We start from the raw sequence: 14,815 nt of genomic DNA on the forward strand, positions 1-14,815 counted from the left end.
CGATCAACCACCCGGTCCGACTGCCGTAGGCCCAGCTCAACCACTCACAGGACAGGTCCTAGGCGCGGCCGAGCCCGCGGACCAGCACCATCACCGCTTCGCGGACCTCGTCGCGGGTGCGGGCGGGCTGGAAGACCTGCCAGTCCAGCGCCACCACCAGCATGGTGCCGAACAGCCCGGCCGCGGCGGTCGGGATGGCGACCCCCGCGGGCAGCCGCCCGGCCTCGTCCAGGCGCTGGAGCTGGCCCTTGACGATCGAGATGAGCTCTTCGCGCAGCAGCGCCAGCGTGTCGTGCCACTGGCCCGGCATCCGCCACAGCTCGCTGACCAGGATCTGCGAAAACCCCGGGTACTCGGCGATGAAGGCCAGGGTCACGTCGATCTGGGCTTCGAGCACCGTCAGCGGGTCGGCGTCGGAGACCGCCGCCCGCAGCCGCCCGGCCGCCAGGTCGACGCCGTAGCGCAGCAGGCCGTCGATCAGCCCGTCCTTGGACCCGAAGTTGTAGTACACGGTGCCCTTGGCCACCCCGGCCTCGGTGGCGATGTCGTCCACGGTCAGCCCCACCAGGCCCCGGCTGGCCGAGAGCCGCAGGGTGGCCTCGAAGAGCTTCTGCTTGGTCGTCTCCCTCACGGCGGCGGGCGCTACAGGCTCAGCTCGGGCTTGAGCGCCGAGACCGACCACACGCGGTGCTTGCGCGCGGCCAGGGTGGACAGCAGGATCCCGCCGACCAGGTAGGCGGCCAGCACCCCGACGTCGCCGAGGATCTGCACGGACGCGCCGGTGTAGAGCAGGTGCCGGAAGCCGTCGATGGCGTAGCCCATGGGCAGCACGATGTGCAGCGGGTAGAGCGCGTCCGGGATGGTCTGCCAGGGGAACGTGCCGCCCGCGCTGACCAGTTGCAGCACCAGCAGCACCAGCCCGAGGAACTTGCCCACGGCGCCGAAGAACGCGTTGAGCGCGTGCACCACCGAGGTGAAGGCCAGCGAGACCAGGATGGCGAAACCGATGGCGCCCAGTGGATGCGCGATGTGGATGCCGACCAGCCAGGTCACCGCGGCGAACAGCACGACCACCTGCGCGATGCCCAGCACGGCCGAGGACAGCCAGCCGCCCAGCGCCACCCGCAGCGGCGACGCGCCCGCGGTCAGCGCCCGGGTGGACAGCGGCCGGATCAGCAGGAACAGCACGAACGCGCCGATCCAGGTGGCCAGCGAGATGAAGAACGGGGCCAGTCCGGCGCCGTAGGTGCCCGCGGAGGCGACGCCGTTGGAGGTCACCGCCACCGGGTCGGCGATGGTGTTCGCGGTGGCCGTGCGGGTCGGGTCGTCCGGGTTCGGGATCTGCTGGAGCCCGGCCGCGAGCCCGTCGCGCAGCTGGGTGGCCCCGGTGGCGAGCTGGTCGGTGCCGGTGACGGCGGTCTTCTCCCCGTCGTTCAGCTTGGCCGCGCCGTCGCGCAGCTGGTTCGCGCCGTCGGAAGCCTTCGCGATGCCGCTGGTCAGCTGCGGGGAGGCCGAGGCCAGCTGCTGCGCCCCGTCGGACACCTGGCGCGCGCCGCTCGCCAGCTTGGCCAGATCACCGTTCGCGGCCTGGATCTTGGTGTTGGCCTGGTCGACGGGGGAGCGCAGCTCGTCCGCCCGGTCCAGGATCTCGTTCACCTGCGCGTCGCTCAGCCCGGCGTCGTGCAGGTCGGTGCTCAGCTGGGTGCGGTAGCTGTCGAGCTTGCCCTGGATGTCGGAGGACGCGGTGGCGGCCAGCGAGGCGGCATCGGCCACCTTCTGGTTGCCGTCGGCGACCTGCCCGGCGCCGGAAGCGAGCTTGCGGGTCTGGGCCGGTAGCTGCTCGGTGCTCGACTTCAGCGTGTCCAGCCCGGTGGCCAGGGTGGCGGACCCGGTGGCGAGCTGGCCGGCGCCTTCGGCGAGCTGGTGCTGCCCGGTCTGCAGTTTCGCGGCGCCGTCGGCGAGCTGCCGCGCCCCGTTCGCCGCCTCGGAGACCTTGCCGTAGATGGTGGAGAACCCGACCAGGAACCGGTCGGCGGCCTCGCTGCCCACCTTCTCCGCGATGGTCTTGCGCACCTGGTCGGCCACCTGCTTGGCGATGGTGCCGGCCAGGTAGTTGTTGGAGTCGTTGGTGGCGAGCGTGATCGTGGCCTGCTGCGGGGTGAAGTTGCCCGAAGACAGCAGCGCGGTGGAGAAGTCGCGCGGGATGCCGATGGCGAACGAGTACTTGTCGTCGCGCACGCCGTCTCGAGCGTCCTTTTCGGACACCTCGTGCCACTGGAAGGTGCCGGACTTCGTCAGCTCGTCGGTGACCTCACGGCCGATGTTGCGCTCCGCGCCGGTGGAGTCCTTGGCCCCGGCGTCGCTGGTGTAGACGGCGGCGGGCAGCTTGTCGAGGCGGCCGTAGGGATCGTAGTTGGCGTAGAGGTAGAACGACGCGTACAGCAGCGGCACGAGCACGAGCGCGGCCATGGCCAGCTTCGGCAGGGTGCCCGCGGACAGCCGGCGCAGCTCGTTGAGCGCGATGCGGAAGGCGTTCAGCCCGCCGGCGCGCTTGTCGTCGGGGGAGGTCATGCTTCGCTGTCTCCTTCGGAGCCGGCCGCTTCGGTGCTGCTTGCCGGAACGCCGTCGGCTCGGGGGCCGTCCGTTTCGGCGGGCACGAGCAGCCGTACCGGTTCGGGCTGGTCGGCCGACCCGATGCGGGCCGCCGGGTAGGGGAGGGTCGACGACGGGGTGGTCGCGGCCAGCACGACCACGGCCAGTCCGCGCCGGGCGTGCTCTTCGGCGACCGCGGTCCACGAGGCGACCTCGCTGGTGTGGCGGTCGGGTGCGTCGAGCACGAGCATGCGCACGCCCCGGCGCTCGGCGGCCAGCGCGGCCAGCAGCCTGGTGCGCAACGCGGGTTCGAGGTTCTCGAAGCGGCTGCCGGCGAACGGTGCGGCGTCGTGCGCGGAGAGCCAGCGCGCGACGTCCTCCTTGCCGGCCGGGCGGTGGGCCAGCGCCAGCTCTTCCCCGGCGACCACCTTCAGCGGGAGCGCTTCGTCGGGCTCGCTCACACCCGGGGCGTCGACGACCGCCACCAGCTCGCGCAGGTCACCACCGGCGTCGGTGGTCACGGTCCCGGTGGTCGGCTTGATCCGCCCGGCGAGGGCGAGGCCGAGCGCGGTGACCCCGACGCCTGGCTCGCCGTGGACCAGGGTCAGGCAGCCGTCCTCGGCGGTCAGCGAGGTGGGCGGCAGCAGCAGCCCGTGGGCGCCCGTCAGGGACACCCGATCGGCTCGTACCAGCACGGGGAAGCTCCTGCCTTTTTTGAACTGACCGGTCAGTTCAAAATTTAGCCCTCCGGGTGGCCGGACGGCAAGCCGGGCGGGCCCACGTCACACCAGCGGGTGACCGGTCACCGCAGCGCGGACGCCGGGTGCGCCTCCCATGATGTCCACAGTGGACGATAGCCCTGCCGGGCCCAGAACACCGAGGAGAGCGGGTTGGTCGGGTTGTAGTAGAGGTAGGTGGCGGTGGCGCCCGCGCCGAGCAGTTCCCGGTGCGCCCGCGCCATCAGCGCCCGGCCGAGACCGCGCCCGCGGTGCCCGGCCGCGGTCACCACGGTGTTCACGTAGCCCCAGCGTCCGGCCGGCAGCAGTTCCGCCGCCTCGGTGCCCTCGGCCGAGTCCACCCAGTCGCACTGCGCGAGGGCCACCGGCTCGCCGCCGCACTCGGCCAGCCAGGTCAGCGGCCCCTCGAGCGCGCGGCGCAGCGCCGGGGCGAGCAGTTCGGCGGTCTGCTCCCGCTGCCGGTGCGCGACCAGCCCGGTGTAGTCGAACGTCGCGGCGCAGAGCGCGAGCACGGCGTCGAAGTCGCCCGGCCCGGCCGCCCGGACGGCCGCCTCACCCGGTTCCGGCCCGGGCGGCGGCCCCTCGGTCCGCACCGCGAGCGCGGACAGCGGGGCCAGGCCGTGGTCGAGGAAGGCGCGGATCGCCTCGGCGTCGCGGCTCGGCCAGTTCACCACGCAGGCCGAGTCGGCGCCCGGCGCCTCGGTGTCCAGCCGGCCCCGCAACGCGCCCAGCAGCAGGTCGAAGGCCTCGGTCCCGGCGGTGCCGGCGTCCGGGAAGAGCTGCCAGACCTCGGCGGCCGACCACAGCAGCGGGGCGTCGCCGGGCCCGTGCCGGTGGTGCTGGAGGCCGGCCGACACCCGCGTCCCGGCCGAGGTCGTCGCCTCGAGCCGTTCCCCGGCGGCGGGCGGCGCGGGCGGGGGCAGCAGCGGGTCGAGCGCGGTGAAGCGGGTCAGGTCCTCGGCGGTGGCCACGGGGCGGAGCGTAACCGCGGGCTCACCCGAGGCGGGTGCGGAAGATCGCCGTGCCGGGGAAGAGCTTGCCGCGCAGCGGGCTCCACTGGCCCCAGGTGCGGGTGTGCCCGGCCGGCCACTCCGGCTCCAGCAGGTCCTCCAGGGCGAACCCGGTCGCGGCCAGCGCGCGCACGTAGTCGCCGAGGGTCCGGTGGTACTCGACGTAGGTGGCCTCGCCGGTCTCGTCCACTTCCAGGTAGGGCGTGCGGTCGAAGTAGGGCTGGGTGACGGTGAGGCCCTGCGGGCCCGGGTCGTCCGGGAAGATCCACCGCATCGGGTGAGTCACCGAGAACACCCACGGCGAGCCCGGCCGCAGCACCCGCCGGACCTCCGCGAACACCGTCTCGGCCGAGGGGACGAACGGCAGCGCGCCGAAGGCCGAGCAGGCGGCGTCGAAGCTGGCGGGGGCGAACGGCAGCACCTCGGCGTTGGCCTGCACGAGCGGCACGGGCAGGCCGGTGCGGTCGTTGCCCGCGCGGGCGTGGCGCAGCATGCCGGCGGACAGGTCGGTGGCCACCGCGTGCGCGCCCGCCGAGGCCAGCCAGCGCGAGCACGCGGCCTGGCCGCAGCCGACCTCCAGCACCCGCTTGCCGCGGACCTCGCCGAGCAGGTGGGCCTCGGCCTCGCGCACCCCCTCGGGGCACCAGACGAAGTCGGCGTCGCCGAGGAAGCCGCCGTGGGTGGCCTGGTAGTCGTCGGCGTCGGCGTCCCACCAGGCCAGGTTGGCGGCCGCGGCCCCCGCCCCGCCGCCGGCGCGGTAGGCGACCCCGGCCGTGCCGAGCTGCTGCTCGGCGTGCTCGTGGCGATCCGCTCCCGGCTCCGGTGGCCCGGCCGGTGCCGGGGCGGGCTGGGGCATGGACGGGTCCTTCCGGGGAATGCCGGGGCCGGGGCGGGTGTTGCGGTGAGGGTACCGGGCGGGGAAGTGACCCTGATTGTGTCCCCTACCGCAGTCCGCGTACGATGAGTGTCAGCGCAGTGGGTTCGCGCTGCCCGGGTTCACCACCTGCCGGGGCCGCGCACCGCTTGCGGGTCATGCCGCGGTCGATTCGCTGGTGGACGTTTGCTCGCCGGACGTTGAAGCAGGGGTCGCCGCATGCCTCGTTCGCACCATCCGCCGCGCCGCCAGCTGCCCACCCTACGATTCCATCCACCGGAGCAACCCGCCTAATGACCACCGACATCGCCACCGCCCCGACCACGCCGTCCGGCGCCCCCCAGGTCGCCATCAACGACATCGGGTCGGAGGAAGACTTCCTCGCCGCGATCGACAAGACGATCAAGTACTTCAACGATGGGGACATCGTCGAAGGCACCATCGTCAAGGTCGACCGCGACGAGGTTCTGCTCGACATCGGCTACAAGACCGAGGGCGTCATCCCCTCGCGCGAGCTCTCCATCAAGCACGATGTCGACCCGGCTGAGGTTGTCACCGTCGGCGATGAGGTCGAAGCCCTGGTCCTCCAGAAGGAGGACAAGGAAGGCCGCCTGATCCTGTCCAAGAAGCGCGCGCAGTACGAGCGCGCCTGGGGCACGATCGAGGAGCTCAAGGAGAAGGACGAGCCCGTCAAGGGCACCGTCATCGAGGTCGTCAAGGGCGGCCTGATCCTGGACATCGGCCTGCGCGGCTTCCTGCCCGCGTCGCTGGTCGAGATGCGCCGGGTGCGCGACCTGCAGCCCTACGTCGGCCGCGAGCTCGAGGCGAAGATCATCGAGCTGGACAAGAACCGCAACAACGTGGTCCTGTCCCGCCGCGCCTACCTCGAGCAGACCCAGTCCGAGGTGCGCAGCGAGTTCCTCAACGCGCTGGCCAAGGGCCAGGTCCGCAAGGGCGTCGTGTCGTCCATCGTCAACTTCGGTGCCTTCGTGGACCTGGGCGGCGTCGACGGGCTGGTGCACGTCTCCGAGCTGTCCTGGAAGCACATCGACCACCCGTCCGAGGTGGTCGAGGTCGGCCAGGAGGTCACGGTCGAGGTCCTCGACGTGGACATGGACCGCGAGCGCGTGTCCCTGTCGCTGAAGGCGACTCAGGAAGACCCGTGGCGCCAGTTCGCCCGCACCCACGCCATCGGCCAGATCGTGCCGGGCAAGGTCACCAAGCTCGTCCCGTTCGGCGCCTTCGTGCGCGTCGAGGAGGGCATCGAGGGCCTGGTGCACATCTCCGAGCTGGCCGAGCGCCACGTGGAGATCCCGGAGCAGGTCGTCCAGGTCAACGGTGACGTGATGGTCAAGGTCATCGACATCGACCTCGAGCGCCGCCGCATCTCGCTGTCGCTGAAGCAGGCGAACGAGGGCGTCAGCCCCGAGACCGAGTTCGACCCGACCCAGTACGGCATGGCGGCCGAGTACGACGCCGAGGGCAACTACATCTACCCCGAAGGCTTCGACCCGGACACCCAGGAGTGGCAGGACGGCTTCGACAAGCAGCGTGAGGAGTGGGAGCGCCAGTACGCCGAGGCGCACACCCGTTACGAGGCCCACATGAAGCAGGTCGTCAAGGCCGCGGAGGCCGACGCGGAAGCGGCGGCCGACGCCGCGACCGGGGTCACCAGCAGCAGCTCCAGCTCGAGCGACGGCGGCGAGCAGAGCTACACCTCCGCTCCGGCCGAGGCCAAGAGCGGCGGCACGCTGGCCAGCGACGAGCAGCTCGCGGCCCTGCGCGAGAAGCTCTCCGGTGGCGCGTGATCTAGCCCGATAACACCCACTGCGGCCCCGGTCCGATTCGGACCGGGGCCGCAGTGTTTTCTATATCGCGGTGTTTTCCAGAGCGCAGTGCTTTCCGGGACGCAGTGGTTTTCGGGAGCGCGGTGTTTCGGGTGCGCGGTGCTTCCGGTCGCGGTCTTCGCTCACCGCGCCGAGGGTCAGTTGCGCAGGCCGAGACCGGCGCAGGTGGCCCGCACCCCGGCCCGGAAGACGTCCTCGTTGGCCTCTTCGTCGGTGCTGTCGATGAACCAGCCGTTGAGCCGGCTCTGCGAGCGCATGGTCAGCTCGACGCTGACCAGCCCGTGCATCGAGGTCCACAGCAGGTAGCCGAACTGCTGCAGGTTCGCGCCGGGCTCGGCGACCCGGCGGATCTTGTCCACGAACATCACGAACGACGTGCTGACCACGGCCCTGCGCAGCTCCGGGTCCGGATCGAAGTCGTGCACCGACCGCTCGTACATCAGCGCGTAGCGCGCCGGGTTCTGCAACGCGAAACCGCGGTAGGCCAGCGCCACCTCGAGCAGGTCGGCGAGGCCGTCCTCGGTCTCGGGCGGCACGTCGAGCAGGTGCTCGCGCATCTGGTCGAAAGCCCGCTCGTACAAGGCGTCCAGCAGCCCGGTGCGCCCGCCGAAGCGGGTGTACACCGTGATGGTCGAAGCACCGGCCGCCTCGGCGACCCCGCGCACGGTGAGCCCGGCGACGCCCCGGTGGACCAGCACCGCCAGCGCCGCGTCGAGGAACCGCGTGCGGGTGCTCTGCTCGGCGGGCGGCACGGACAGATGCCGGGTGGCCATACCCTCACCCCCTTCGCAGGTGCCGCGCGGGACGACGGTCAAGTCCGCATACGCCTGCCGAAGATACGATATCCGCGCCGTCTTGGGAACTTGGTCCGGCGGCCGGATCGGTGGGATCTTCGTCCCAGTGAGGCCGGACCCGGTGGCCGCGCCCACCCGGGTTCAAGCGGTACTTCCCCCGGTGTTCACCGGAACCGTCCACAAACGACATTCGGCCGACGAGCCGCGCCGACCGGAGAGGCCGCGAGGGCTCGATCCGTGCGAGCTCCGGACGGTGAAACTCAAGCGCTTGCGTCGAGCCGTCGGGTGGACACCCGTCACGGCCGATCCGCGGTCGAGCACAGCCTGAATTCGCCGGCTCAAGACGCCGGTGTTCGCGAGCAGGATGCCGGATCAGGTGGTACCGGCTCAGGTGGTGCTGACGACCGGGACCCAGACGTGTTCCAGCGCCGCGGCGCGGGCGCGCCGGCGCAGTCCGGCGAAACTGTGCTGGGCGGGGACCAGCAGGGCGCTGAGCCAGGTCCGCCGGTACTCGGCCAGGGCCACCGCCACCGGCTGGTACCCGACGCAGTGCACCAGCCCCGGTGTGCCGAGCCGGTGCCTCCCGACGTGCTTTTCCGCCATCGTTCCTCCGTGTGGGCGACCCGTCCGCCGCGCACGCTACGCACCCGGGGCGACAAATCCGGGTAATGGCTCGGCGTGTCACCCAAATCAGGTGAGCCGGCGGCCACTATGGCCTTGCTTTTCCACCTGAGGTGTGCGTTCACCCGTGCGGGTGCACGTGCACCGGGGCTGACCTCCCCGGATCGAGTGAGGCGTGGTTCTGGTTAGGGTGACTCCATGCTGCGAGTGGGGTTGACGGGCGGAATCGGCGCGGGGAAATCGACGGTGGCCAACCGGCTCGCCGAGCACGGCGCGGTGCTCGTGGACTCGGATCGGATCGCGCGTGAGGTGGTCGAGCCCGGCACCCCCGGGCTGGCCGCGATCGTCGAGGCCTTCGGCCAGGACGTGCTCGCCGAGGACGGCTCCCTGAACCGGCCGGCGCTCGCCGCCAAGGCGTTCGCCGACGAGGAGTCGCGCCGGCGGCTGAACGGCATCGTGCACCCGCTGGTCGGCGCGCGCACGGCCGAGCTGATGGCGGAGGCCGCCCCGGACGCGGTGGTGGTGCACGACATCCCGCTGCTCGTGGAGGGCAACCTGGCCCCGGCCTACCACCTGGTGGTGATCGTGGACGCGCCGGTGGAGGTCCGCGTCCGGCGCCTGGTCGAGGTCCGGGGCATGGCCGAGGAGGACGCGCGTGCCCGCATCCGCGCCCAGGCCGGCGACGCCGCACGCCGCGCGGTCGCCGACGTCTGGCTCGACAACGGCGGCGCCCAGGACATCGTGCTGGCCGAGGTCGATGCGCTGTGGGCGGACCGGCTGGTGCCGTTCGAGGCCAACGTTCGCCTGCGCCGGCCCCGCGCCCCGATGTCGCCGGTGATCGCGCCCTGCGACCCGACCTGGCCGATGCAGGCGGAGCGCCAGCTGGCCCGGTTGCGACAGGCCGGGGGCGACCGGCTGCTGCGGGCCGACCACATCGGCTCCACCTCGGTGCCGGGCCTGCCCGCGAAGGACGTGCTCGACCTCCAGATCCTGGTCCCGACCCTGGTCGATGCCGATGCGCTGGCCGGCCCCCTCGGCGACGCCGGTTTCCCCCTCCTGGAGGGTGAGTGGGCCGACACCCCGAAGGACGACGGCACGGCCCCGTGGCCGAAGCGCCTGCACGTCGGCGCCGACCCCGAGCGCGCGGTGAACGTGCACGTCCGCTCACCGGAAACCCCCGCGTGGCGCCTGGCCCTGCTGTTCCGCGACTGGCTCCGCGCACATCCCCAGGAGCAGGATGCGTACGCGGAGCTGAAGCAGCAGCTCGCGAGCAAGCACGCGGCGGATGGCCGGGTCGAGGGGTACGCGGAGGAAAAGCAGGGATGGGTCCGGTCCGCGTTCGACCGGGCCGAGGTGTGGGCCGCGCAGAATTCCTGGACGCCGTGAAAAGTGAGTGCGCGCAGACCGCACCCACGGCTAGCGTGTCCGCCATGCAGCGCGCCGCGGAAACGACCACGCCGGAAGCCGACCCGGCGCGCTGACACCTGAGCAGTAGCGAAGCCCCGGGGCGGGTGCCCCGGGGCTTCGCCGTGCGGTCACCCGTCTCGCCGAGACCGAGGAGACCCCCGTGCCCGATCACCGCAGGCTCGGCCGGGAGCTCGACCTGTTCGCCACCGATCCGCTGGTCGGTGCCGGACTGCCGTTCCTCCTGCCCGACGGCGCCGTCGTCCGCCACACCCTGGAGGAGTACGTCCGCGATCTCGAGCGCCGCGCGGGCTACCAGCACGTGTACTCCCCGGTGCTCGGCAAACGCGCGCTGTACGAGCGGTCCGGGCACTGGGCGCACTACCGCGAGGACATGTTCCCGCCGATGACCCTCGGCGGTGAGGAACTGGTGCTGCGGCCCAGCTTGTGCCCGCACCACGCACTCGTCTACCGCTTCCGGGCGCGCAGCCACCACGAGCTGCCGCTGCGGATCGCGGAACTGGGCGGGATGTACCGGGCCGAGCGGTCCGGGGTGCTCGGCGGGCTGAACCGCGTCCGCGCGATCCAGTTCAACGACGCCCACTTGTTCTGCACCCCGGACCAGGTCGCCGCTGAGGCGCACGGTGCGCTGGAGCTGATCCGCCAGGTGCACCGGGACCTCGGCCTCCGCCCGGCGCGCTACCGGCTTTCGCTGCCCGAGGAAAATCGCCCAGGCTGGGACCGTGCGGTCGCGTGGCTCGTCGAAGCGCTCGACCGCAGCGGCATCGCGTACGAGCCGGAGGCCGGTGAAGCGGCGTTCTACGGCCCGAAGATCGACGTCCAGGTCGTCAACAACGCGGGCCGCGAGTGCACCTTGTCCACCGTGCAGGCCGACTTCCACCAGCCCGAGCGGTTCGACCTGCGCTACACCGGCCCGGACGGCGCCGCGCACCGGCCGGTGCTGGTCCACCGCAGTGTGCTCGGCAGCCTCGAGCGCGCGATGGCCCTGCTGGTCGAAGTGCACGGGGGCGCGTTCCCGCCGTGGCTCGCACCGGTTCAGGTCCTGGTCTTGCCGGTGTCCGAAGCCCAGCTCCCCGAAGCGGCCTCGGTGGTGCGGCGTTGCCTCGACGCGGGCCTGCGGGCCGAGCTGGCGGCGCCCGGCCGGGGCAGCCTCGGCGCCCGGATCCGCGCCGGCCGCCTCGTCCCGTACCAGGCGGTGCTGGGCGCCGCCGAAGCTGGGAACGCGCTGGTCGCCCTGCGCCTGCGGGACGGGAGACAGGTCCCCGCCCTGGCCGTCGGCGAGTTCCTCGACCGGGTCTCCGCGCGGATCGGAGACCGGGGGAGCGACCTGTGGGGCTAGGGGCCCTCCCGACGGTGACCTTTTGCACCCGCCTCACTGACCCGCACCCGGTCGGGCGCAGGCTCGTGGCTCCAAGCTCTCCTCGGGCGCGGGGTCAGGGGTGCCGCCGCCAGGTCAGCGTTATGTCCTTTGTGGACAACCAAGCGGCGAGGTCGTAACCGTGCGCGGCGAGGCCCTCGACAGCGGCGTAGGTGACTTCGAGCGCGTACTCGGCTTCGGACTGCGGCAGCAGGCCCTGTGCGACGGCCGCGACCAGCTCGTCGTTGTCGATCACGCGCACCGAGACCCGGTCCTTGAGCACCAGGTCGAGGTAGAGATCGGTGGCGATCCAGCGGTCCCCGTCGCGGCGCAGCCGGACCACGTCGAGGTAGAAGTCCTGGTCCCGCTCGTGCCCGGGGGTGAACCAGAAGTCGGTGACCCGCAGCCCCAGCCCCGGCAGCAGCCACGACTCCAGGTAGTGGAACTGGGCACGCCCGGGCGTGGGGCGGGCGAGGTAGAGGCCGAACGGCTCCTCGCGGAACTCCTCCACCTCCCTGGTGAAGCCCTTGGGATCGACGTTGACCCGAGTGGCCGGGTCGAAGGTCTCCACCTTCGGCGGGTGCAGGTCGGTCATCCGCCCATCTAACCCTGCCCCGGGCTGGAACCGGACGTTTCTCACCCGGGTCGCCCTGTGGCGGCTGGGACCGGTGTGACCGCTGCGGCTGCGGTTGCCGAACAGGCCCGCGCAACCTCCCTGCCATTCGTCCGGCCGTGGCCGAGCCACCGGCCCCCGAAACTCCCTTTCGGCGCAGGTCACACCCCCTTCACCGACTCCGCGACGGAAAACTGTCGGTGGGTCGGCCTACTCTTGTTCTCGTGGCTTTCGCAACCGAACACCCCGTCCTCGCCCAGTCCGAGTTCCGGCCGGTCTCCGACGTCCCCCGGTCCGGCGGCCGGTTCGAGGTCGTCAGCGACTACCAGCCCGCCGGTGACCAGCCGGCGGCCATCGACGAGCTGGAGCGCCGGGTCCGGGCGGGGGAGAAGGACGTGGTGCTGCTGGGCGCCACCGGTACCGGCAAGTCGGCCACCACCGCGTGGCTGATCGAGCGCGTGCAGCGCCCCACGCTGGTCATGGCGCCGAACAAGACGCTGGCCGCGCAGCTGGCGAACGAGCTGCGCGAGCTGTTCCCGCACAACGCGGTCGAGTACTTCGTCAGCTACTACGACTACTACCAGCCCGAGGCGTACATCGCGCAGACCGACACCTACATCGAGAAGGACTCGTCGATCAACGACGACGTCGAGCGGCTGCGCCACTCCGCGACGATGAACCTGCTCTCGCGGCGCGACGTGATCGTGGTGGCCAGTGTGTCCTGCATCTACGGCCTGGGCACGCCGCAGTCCTACCTCGACCGGTCCTCGCTGCTGAAGGTCGGGGAGCGGCTGGACCGCGACGTGTTCCTGCGCGCGCTGGTCGACGTGCAGTACACGCGCAACGACATCGCGTTCGCCCGCGGCACCTTCCGCGCGCGCGGCGACACGGTGGAGATCATCCCGGCCTACGAGGAGCTGGCCATCCGGGTCGAGTTCTTCGGTGACGAGATCGAGAAGCTGTACTACCTGCACCCGCTCACCGGCGACATCGTGAGCGAGCTCGACGAGGTCCGGATCTTCCCGGCCACGCACTACGTGGCCGGTCCGGAGCGCATGGAGAAGGCGATCAAAGGCATCGAGGGGGAGCTCGAGTCGCGGCTGGCCGAGCTGGAGCGCCAGGGCAAGCTGCTGGAGGCCCAGCGGCTGCGGATGCGCACGGCCTACGACATCGAGATGATGCGCCAGGTCGGCTTCTGCTCCGGCATCGAGAACTACTCGCGGCACATCGACGGGCGCCCGGCCGGCTCCGCGCCGGCCACGCTGATCGACTACTTCCCGGACGACTTCCTGCTGGTCATCGACGAGTCGCACCAGACGGTCCCGCAGATCGGCGGCATGTACGAGGGCGACATGTCGCGCAAGCGCAACCTGGTGGAGTTCGGCTTCCGGCTGCCCAGCGCGACCGACAACCGCCCGCTGACCTGGGAGGAGTTCGCCGACCGGATCGGCCAGACGGTGTACCTGTCGGCCACGCCGGGCCCGTTCGAGATGGGCCAGGCGGCCGGCGAGTTCGTGGAGCAGGTGATCCGCCCGACCGGTCTGGTCGACCCGAAGGTGGTGGTGAAGCCGACCGAGGGCCAGATCGACGACCTGGTGCACGAGATCCGCGAGCGCGCGGAACGGGACGAGCGGGTGCTGGTCACCACGCTCACCAAGAAGATGTCCGAGGACCTCACCGACTACCTGCTGGAGCTCGGCATCCGGGTGCGCTACCTGCACTCGGAGGTCGACACCCTGCGCCGCGTCGAGCTGCTGCGCCAGCTGCGCGCCGGCGACTACGACGTGCTCGTCGGCATCAACCTGCTGCGCGAGGGCCTGGACCTGCCGGAGGTGTCCCTGGTCGCGATCCTCGACGCGGACAAGGAGGGCTTCCTGCGCAGCGGCACCTCGCTGATCCAGACCATCGGCCGCGCGGCCCGCAACGTCTCCGGCGAAGTCCACATGTACGCCGACAAGATCACCGACTCGATGCGCCACGCCATCGACGAGACCGACCGTCGTCGCGCCAAGCAGGTCGCCTACAACGAGGAGCGAGGCGTAGACCCCCAGCCGCTGCGCAAGAAGATTGCCGACATCCTCGACCGCGTCTACAGCGAGGCCGAGGACTCCGAGGAGACGGTCCCGGTCGGCGGCTCGGGCCGCAACTCCTCCCGCGGCAAGAAGCCCGAACAGGGCGACCGCGTCCGCAGCTCCGGCATGCTGGTCGACAAGGACGTCTCGGCCATGCCCCGGGCCCAGCTGGCCGACCTGATCCAGCAGATGACCGAGCAGATGATGCAGGCCGCCCGCGACCTCCAGTTCGAGCTGGCCGCCCGCCTCCGCGACGAGGTCTCGGACCTGAAGAAGGAGCTACGCGGAATGGACGCCGCCGGCATCAAGTGAACGGGTGACCTCCACCGGCCCGGTCCCACCGGACAACCGCCTCGGCCCTGCGGGCACCAGCACCCACCCATCGCCGGTACCCGCAGCCGCCGCTCGCTGATGCCCGCAGCCGCCGCCCGGCGGTGGCCGCCGTCCGGCGGTCCGGCGGTGGCGGTGGTCCGGTCGCCCACCTCCCCGTTCGCCCCACCGTTCCTGGCCGCCGTAGCGCTTAGGGTGACTGCCTCGCCGTCCCCTGGCCGTCGCAGCGCCGCCGGCTGGCTGCCCCAACCTCCCCGGCCGCCCAGCGCCGTGACCGGCTACCCAATCTCCCTGGCCGCGCGGTGCCCTGGCTGGCTACCCCAACTGCCCTGGCCGCAGCCCTAGCGGCCCGGCTGGCTGCCCCACCGTCCCTGGCCGCCGCCGTAGCGCCCTTGGCTGGCTGCCCCACCGTCCCTGGCCGCCGCCGTAGCGCCCTTGGCTGGCTGCCCCACCGTCCCTGGCCGCCGCCGTAGCGCCCTTGGCTGGCTGCCCCACCGTCCCTGGCCGCCGCCGTAGCGCCCTTGGCTGGCTGCCCCACCGTCC

General features: G+C 71.8%; 11 protein-coding genes and 1 pseudogene. 4 read left to right on the forward strand and 8 right to left on the reverse strand.

Features of this window, described 5'->3' with window-relative positions; all coding sequences use genetic code 11:
* Positions 1–58: 58 nt before the first annotated feature.
* The 5 genes from NYF13_RS29490 to NYF13_RS29510 form a co-directional block, all read right to left on the reverse strand.
* Positions 59–631, reverse strand: coding sequence for a TetR/AcrR family transcriptional regulator (locus NYF13_RS29490; protein ID WP_315661163.1), 573 nt, complete (start codon positions 629–631; stop codon positions 59–61).
* A gap of 11 nt (positions 632–642) precedes the next feature.
* Complete coding sequence (locus tag NYF13_RS29495; RefSeq protein ID WP_315661272.1) at positions 643–2,538, reverse strand: YhgE/Pip domain-containing protein; 1,896 nt, start codon at positions 2,536–2,538, stop codon at positions 643–645.
* Positions 2,539–2,567: 29 nt separating this feature from the next.
* Positions 2,568–3,287 (reverse strand): ABC transporter ATP-binding protein, encoded by a 720-nt coding sequence (locus NYF13_RS29500; protein ID WP_315661164.1) that lies wholly within the window; start codon positions 3,285–3,287, stop codon positions 2,568–2,570.
* A gap of 107 nt (positions 3,288–3,394) precedes the next feature.
* A complete protein-coding gene (locus NYF13_RS29505; protein ID WP_315661165.1) occupies positions 3,395–4,300 on the reverse strand; it encodes a GNAT family N-acetyltransferase in 906 nt (301 codons plus the stop codon).
* Positions 4,301–4,322: 22 nt separating this feature from the next.
* Positions 4,323–5,195: a class I SAM-dependent methyltransferase gene (locus tag NYF13_RS29510; protein ID WP_315661167.1), complete on the reverse strand. Its 873-nt coding sequence runs from the start codon at positions 5,193–5,195 to the stop codon at positions 4,323–4,325.
* 311 nt (positions 5,196–5,506) lie between these two features.
* Between NYF13_RS29510 and rpsA the strand changes: the two genes are divergently transcribed.
* Positions 5,507–7,021: a 30S ribosomal protein S1 gene (rpsA, locus tag NYF13_RS29515; RefSeq protein ID WP_315661168.1), complete on the forward strand. Its 1,515-nt coding sequence runs from the start codon at positions 5,507–5,509 to the stop codon at positions 7,019–7,021.
* 176 nt (positions 7,022–7,197) lie between these two features.
* Here the strand turns inward: rpsA and NYF13_RS29520 are convergent, their stop codons facing one another.
* Positions 7,198–7,833, reverse strand: coding sequence for a TetR/AcrR family transcriptional regulator (locus tag NYF13_RS29520; protein ID WP_315661169.1), 636 nt, complete (start codon positions 7,831–7,833; stop codon positions 7,198–7,200).
* Between the two features lie 408 nt (positions 7,834–8,241).
* Positions 8,242–8,457 (reverse strand): hypothetical protein, encoded by a 216-nt coding sequence (locus NYF13_RS29525; RefSeq protein WP_315661171.1) that lies wholly within the window; start codon positions 8,455–8,457, stop codon positions 8,242–8,244.
* A gap of 216 nt (positions 8,458–8,673) precedes the next feature.
* Here NYF13_RS29525 and coaE point away from each other — a divergent pair, with 216 nt between their 5' ends.
* Positions 8,674–9,861 (forward strand): dephospho-CoA kinase, encoded by a 1,188-nt coding sequence (coaE, locus tag NYF13_RS29530; RefSeq protein ID WP_315661172.1) that lies wholly within the window; start codon positions 8,674–8,676, stop codon positions 9,859–9,861.
* 172 nt (positions 9,862–10,033) lie between these two features.
* Positions 10,034–11,239, forward strand: a pseudogene (thrS, locus tag NYF13_RS29535) (threonine--tRNA ligase); the annotation flags it as partial.
* A gap of 94 nt (positions 11,240–11,333) precedes the next feature.
* Here the strand turns inward: thrS and NYF13_RS29540 are convergent.
* Positions 11,334–11,852, reverse strand: a complete 519-nt coding sequence (locus NYF13_RS29540) for a DUF402 domain-containing protein (RefSeq protein WP_315661173.1) — start codon at positions 11,850–11,852, stop codon at positions 11,334–11,336.
* A 242-nt stretch (positions 11,853–12,094) separates the two neighbouring features.
* Here NYF13_RS29540 and uvrB point away from each other — a divergent pair, with 242 nt between their 5' ends.
* On the forward strand, positions 12,095–14,254 hold the full coding sequence (gene uvrB / locus NYF13_RS29545) for an excinuclease ABC subunit UvrB (RefSeq protein ID WP_315661175.1): 2,160 nt from the start codon (positions 12,095–12,097) through the stop codon (positions 14,252–14,254).
* The last annotated feature ends 561 nt before the right edge of the window (positions 14,255–14,815 follow it).

Origin of the sequence: Amycolatopsis sp. PS_44_ISF1 (genome assembly GCF_032335455.1) — a bacterium.
Lineage (GTDB): Bacteria > Actinomycetota > Actinomycetes > Mycobacteriales > Pseudonocardiaceae > Amycolatopsis.

Coding starts and splice junctions, on each gene's coding strand:
- NYF13_RS29510 (WP_315661167.1), bottom strand. CDS start 5,195: ATGCCCCAGCCCGCCCCGGCACCGGCCGGGCCACCGGAGCCGGGAGCG.
- rpsA (WP_315661168.1), top strand. CDS start 5,507: ATGACCACCGACATCGCCACCGCCCCGACCACGCCGTCCGGCGCCCCC.
- NYF13_RS29520 (WP_315661169.1), bottom strand. CDS start 7,833: ATGGCCACCCGGCATCTGTCCGTGCCGCCCGCCGAGCAGAGCACCCGC.
- NYF13_RS29525 (WP_315661171.1), bottom strand. CDS start 8,457: ATGGCGGAAAAGCACGTCGGGAGGCACCGGCTCGGCACACCGGGGCTG.
- coaE (WP_315661172.1), top strand. CDS start 8,674: ATGCTGCGAGTGGGGTTGACGGGCGGAATCGGCGCGGGGAAATCGACG.
- NYF13_RS29540 (WP_315661173.1), bottom strand. CDS start 11,852: ATGACCGACCTGCACCCGCCGAAGGTGGAGACCTTCGACCCGGCCACT.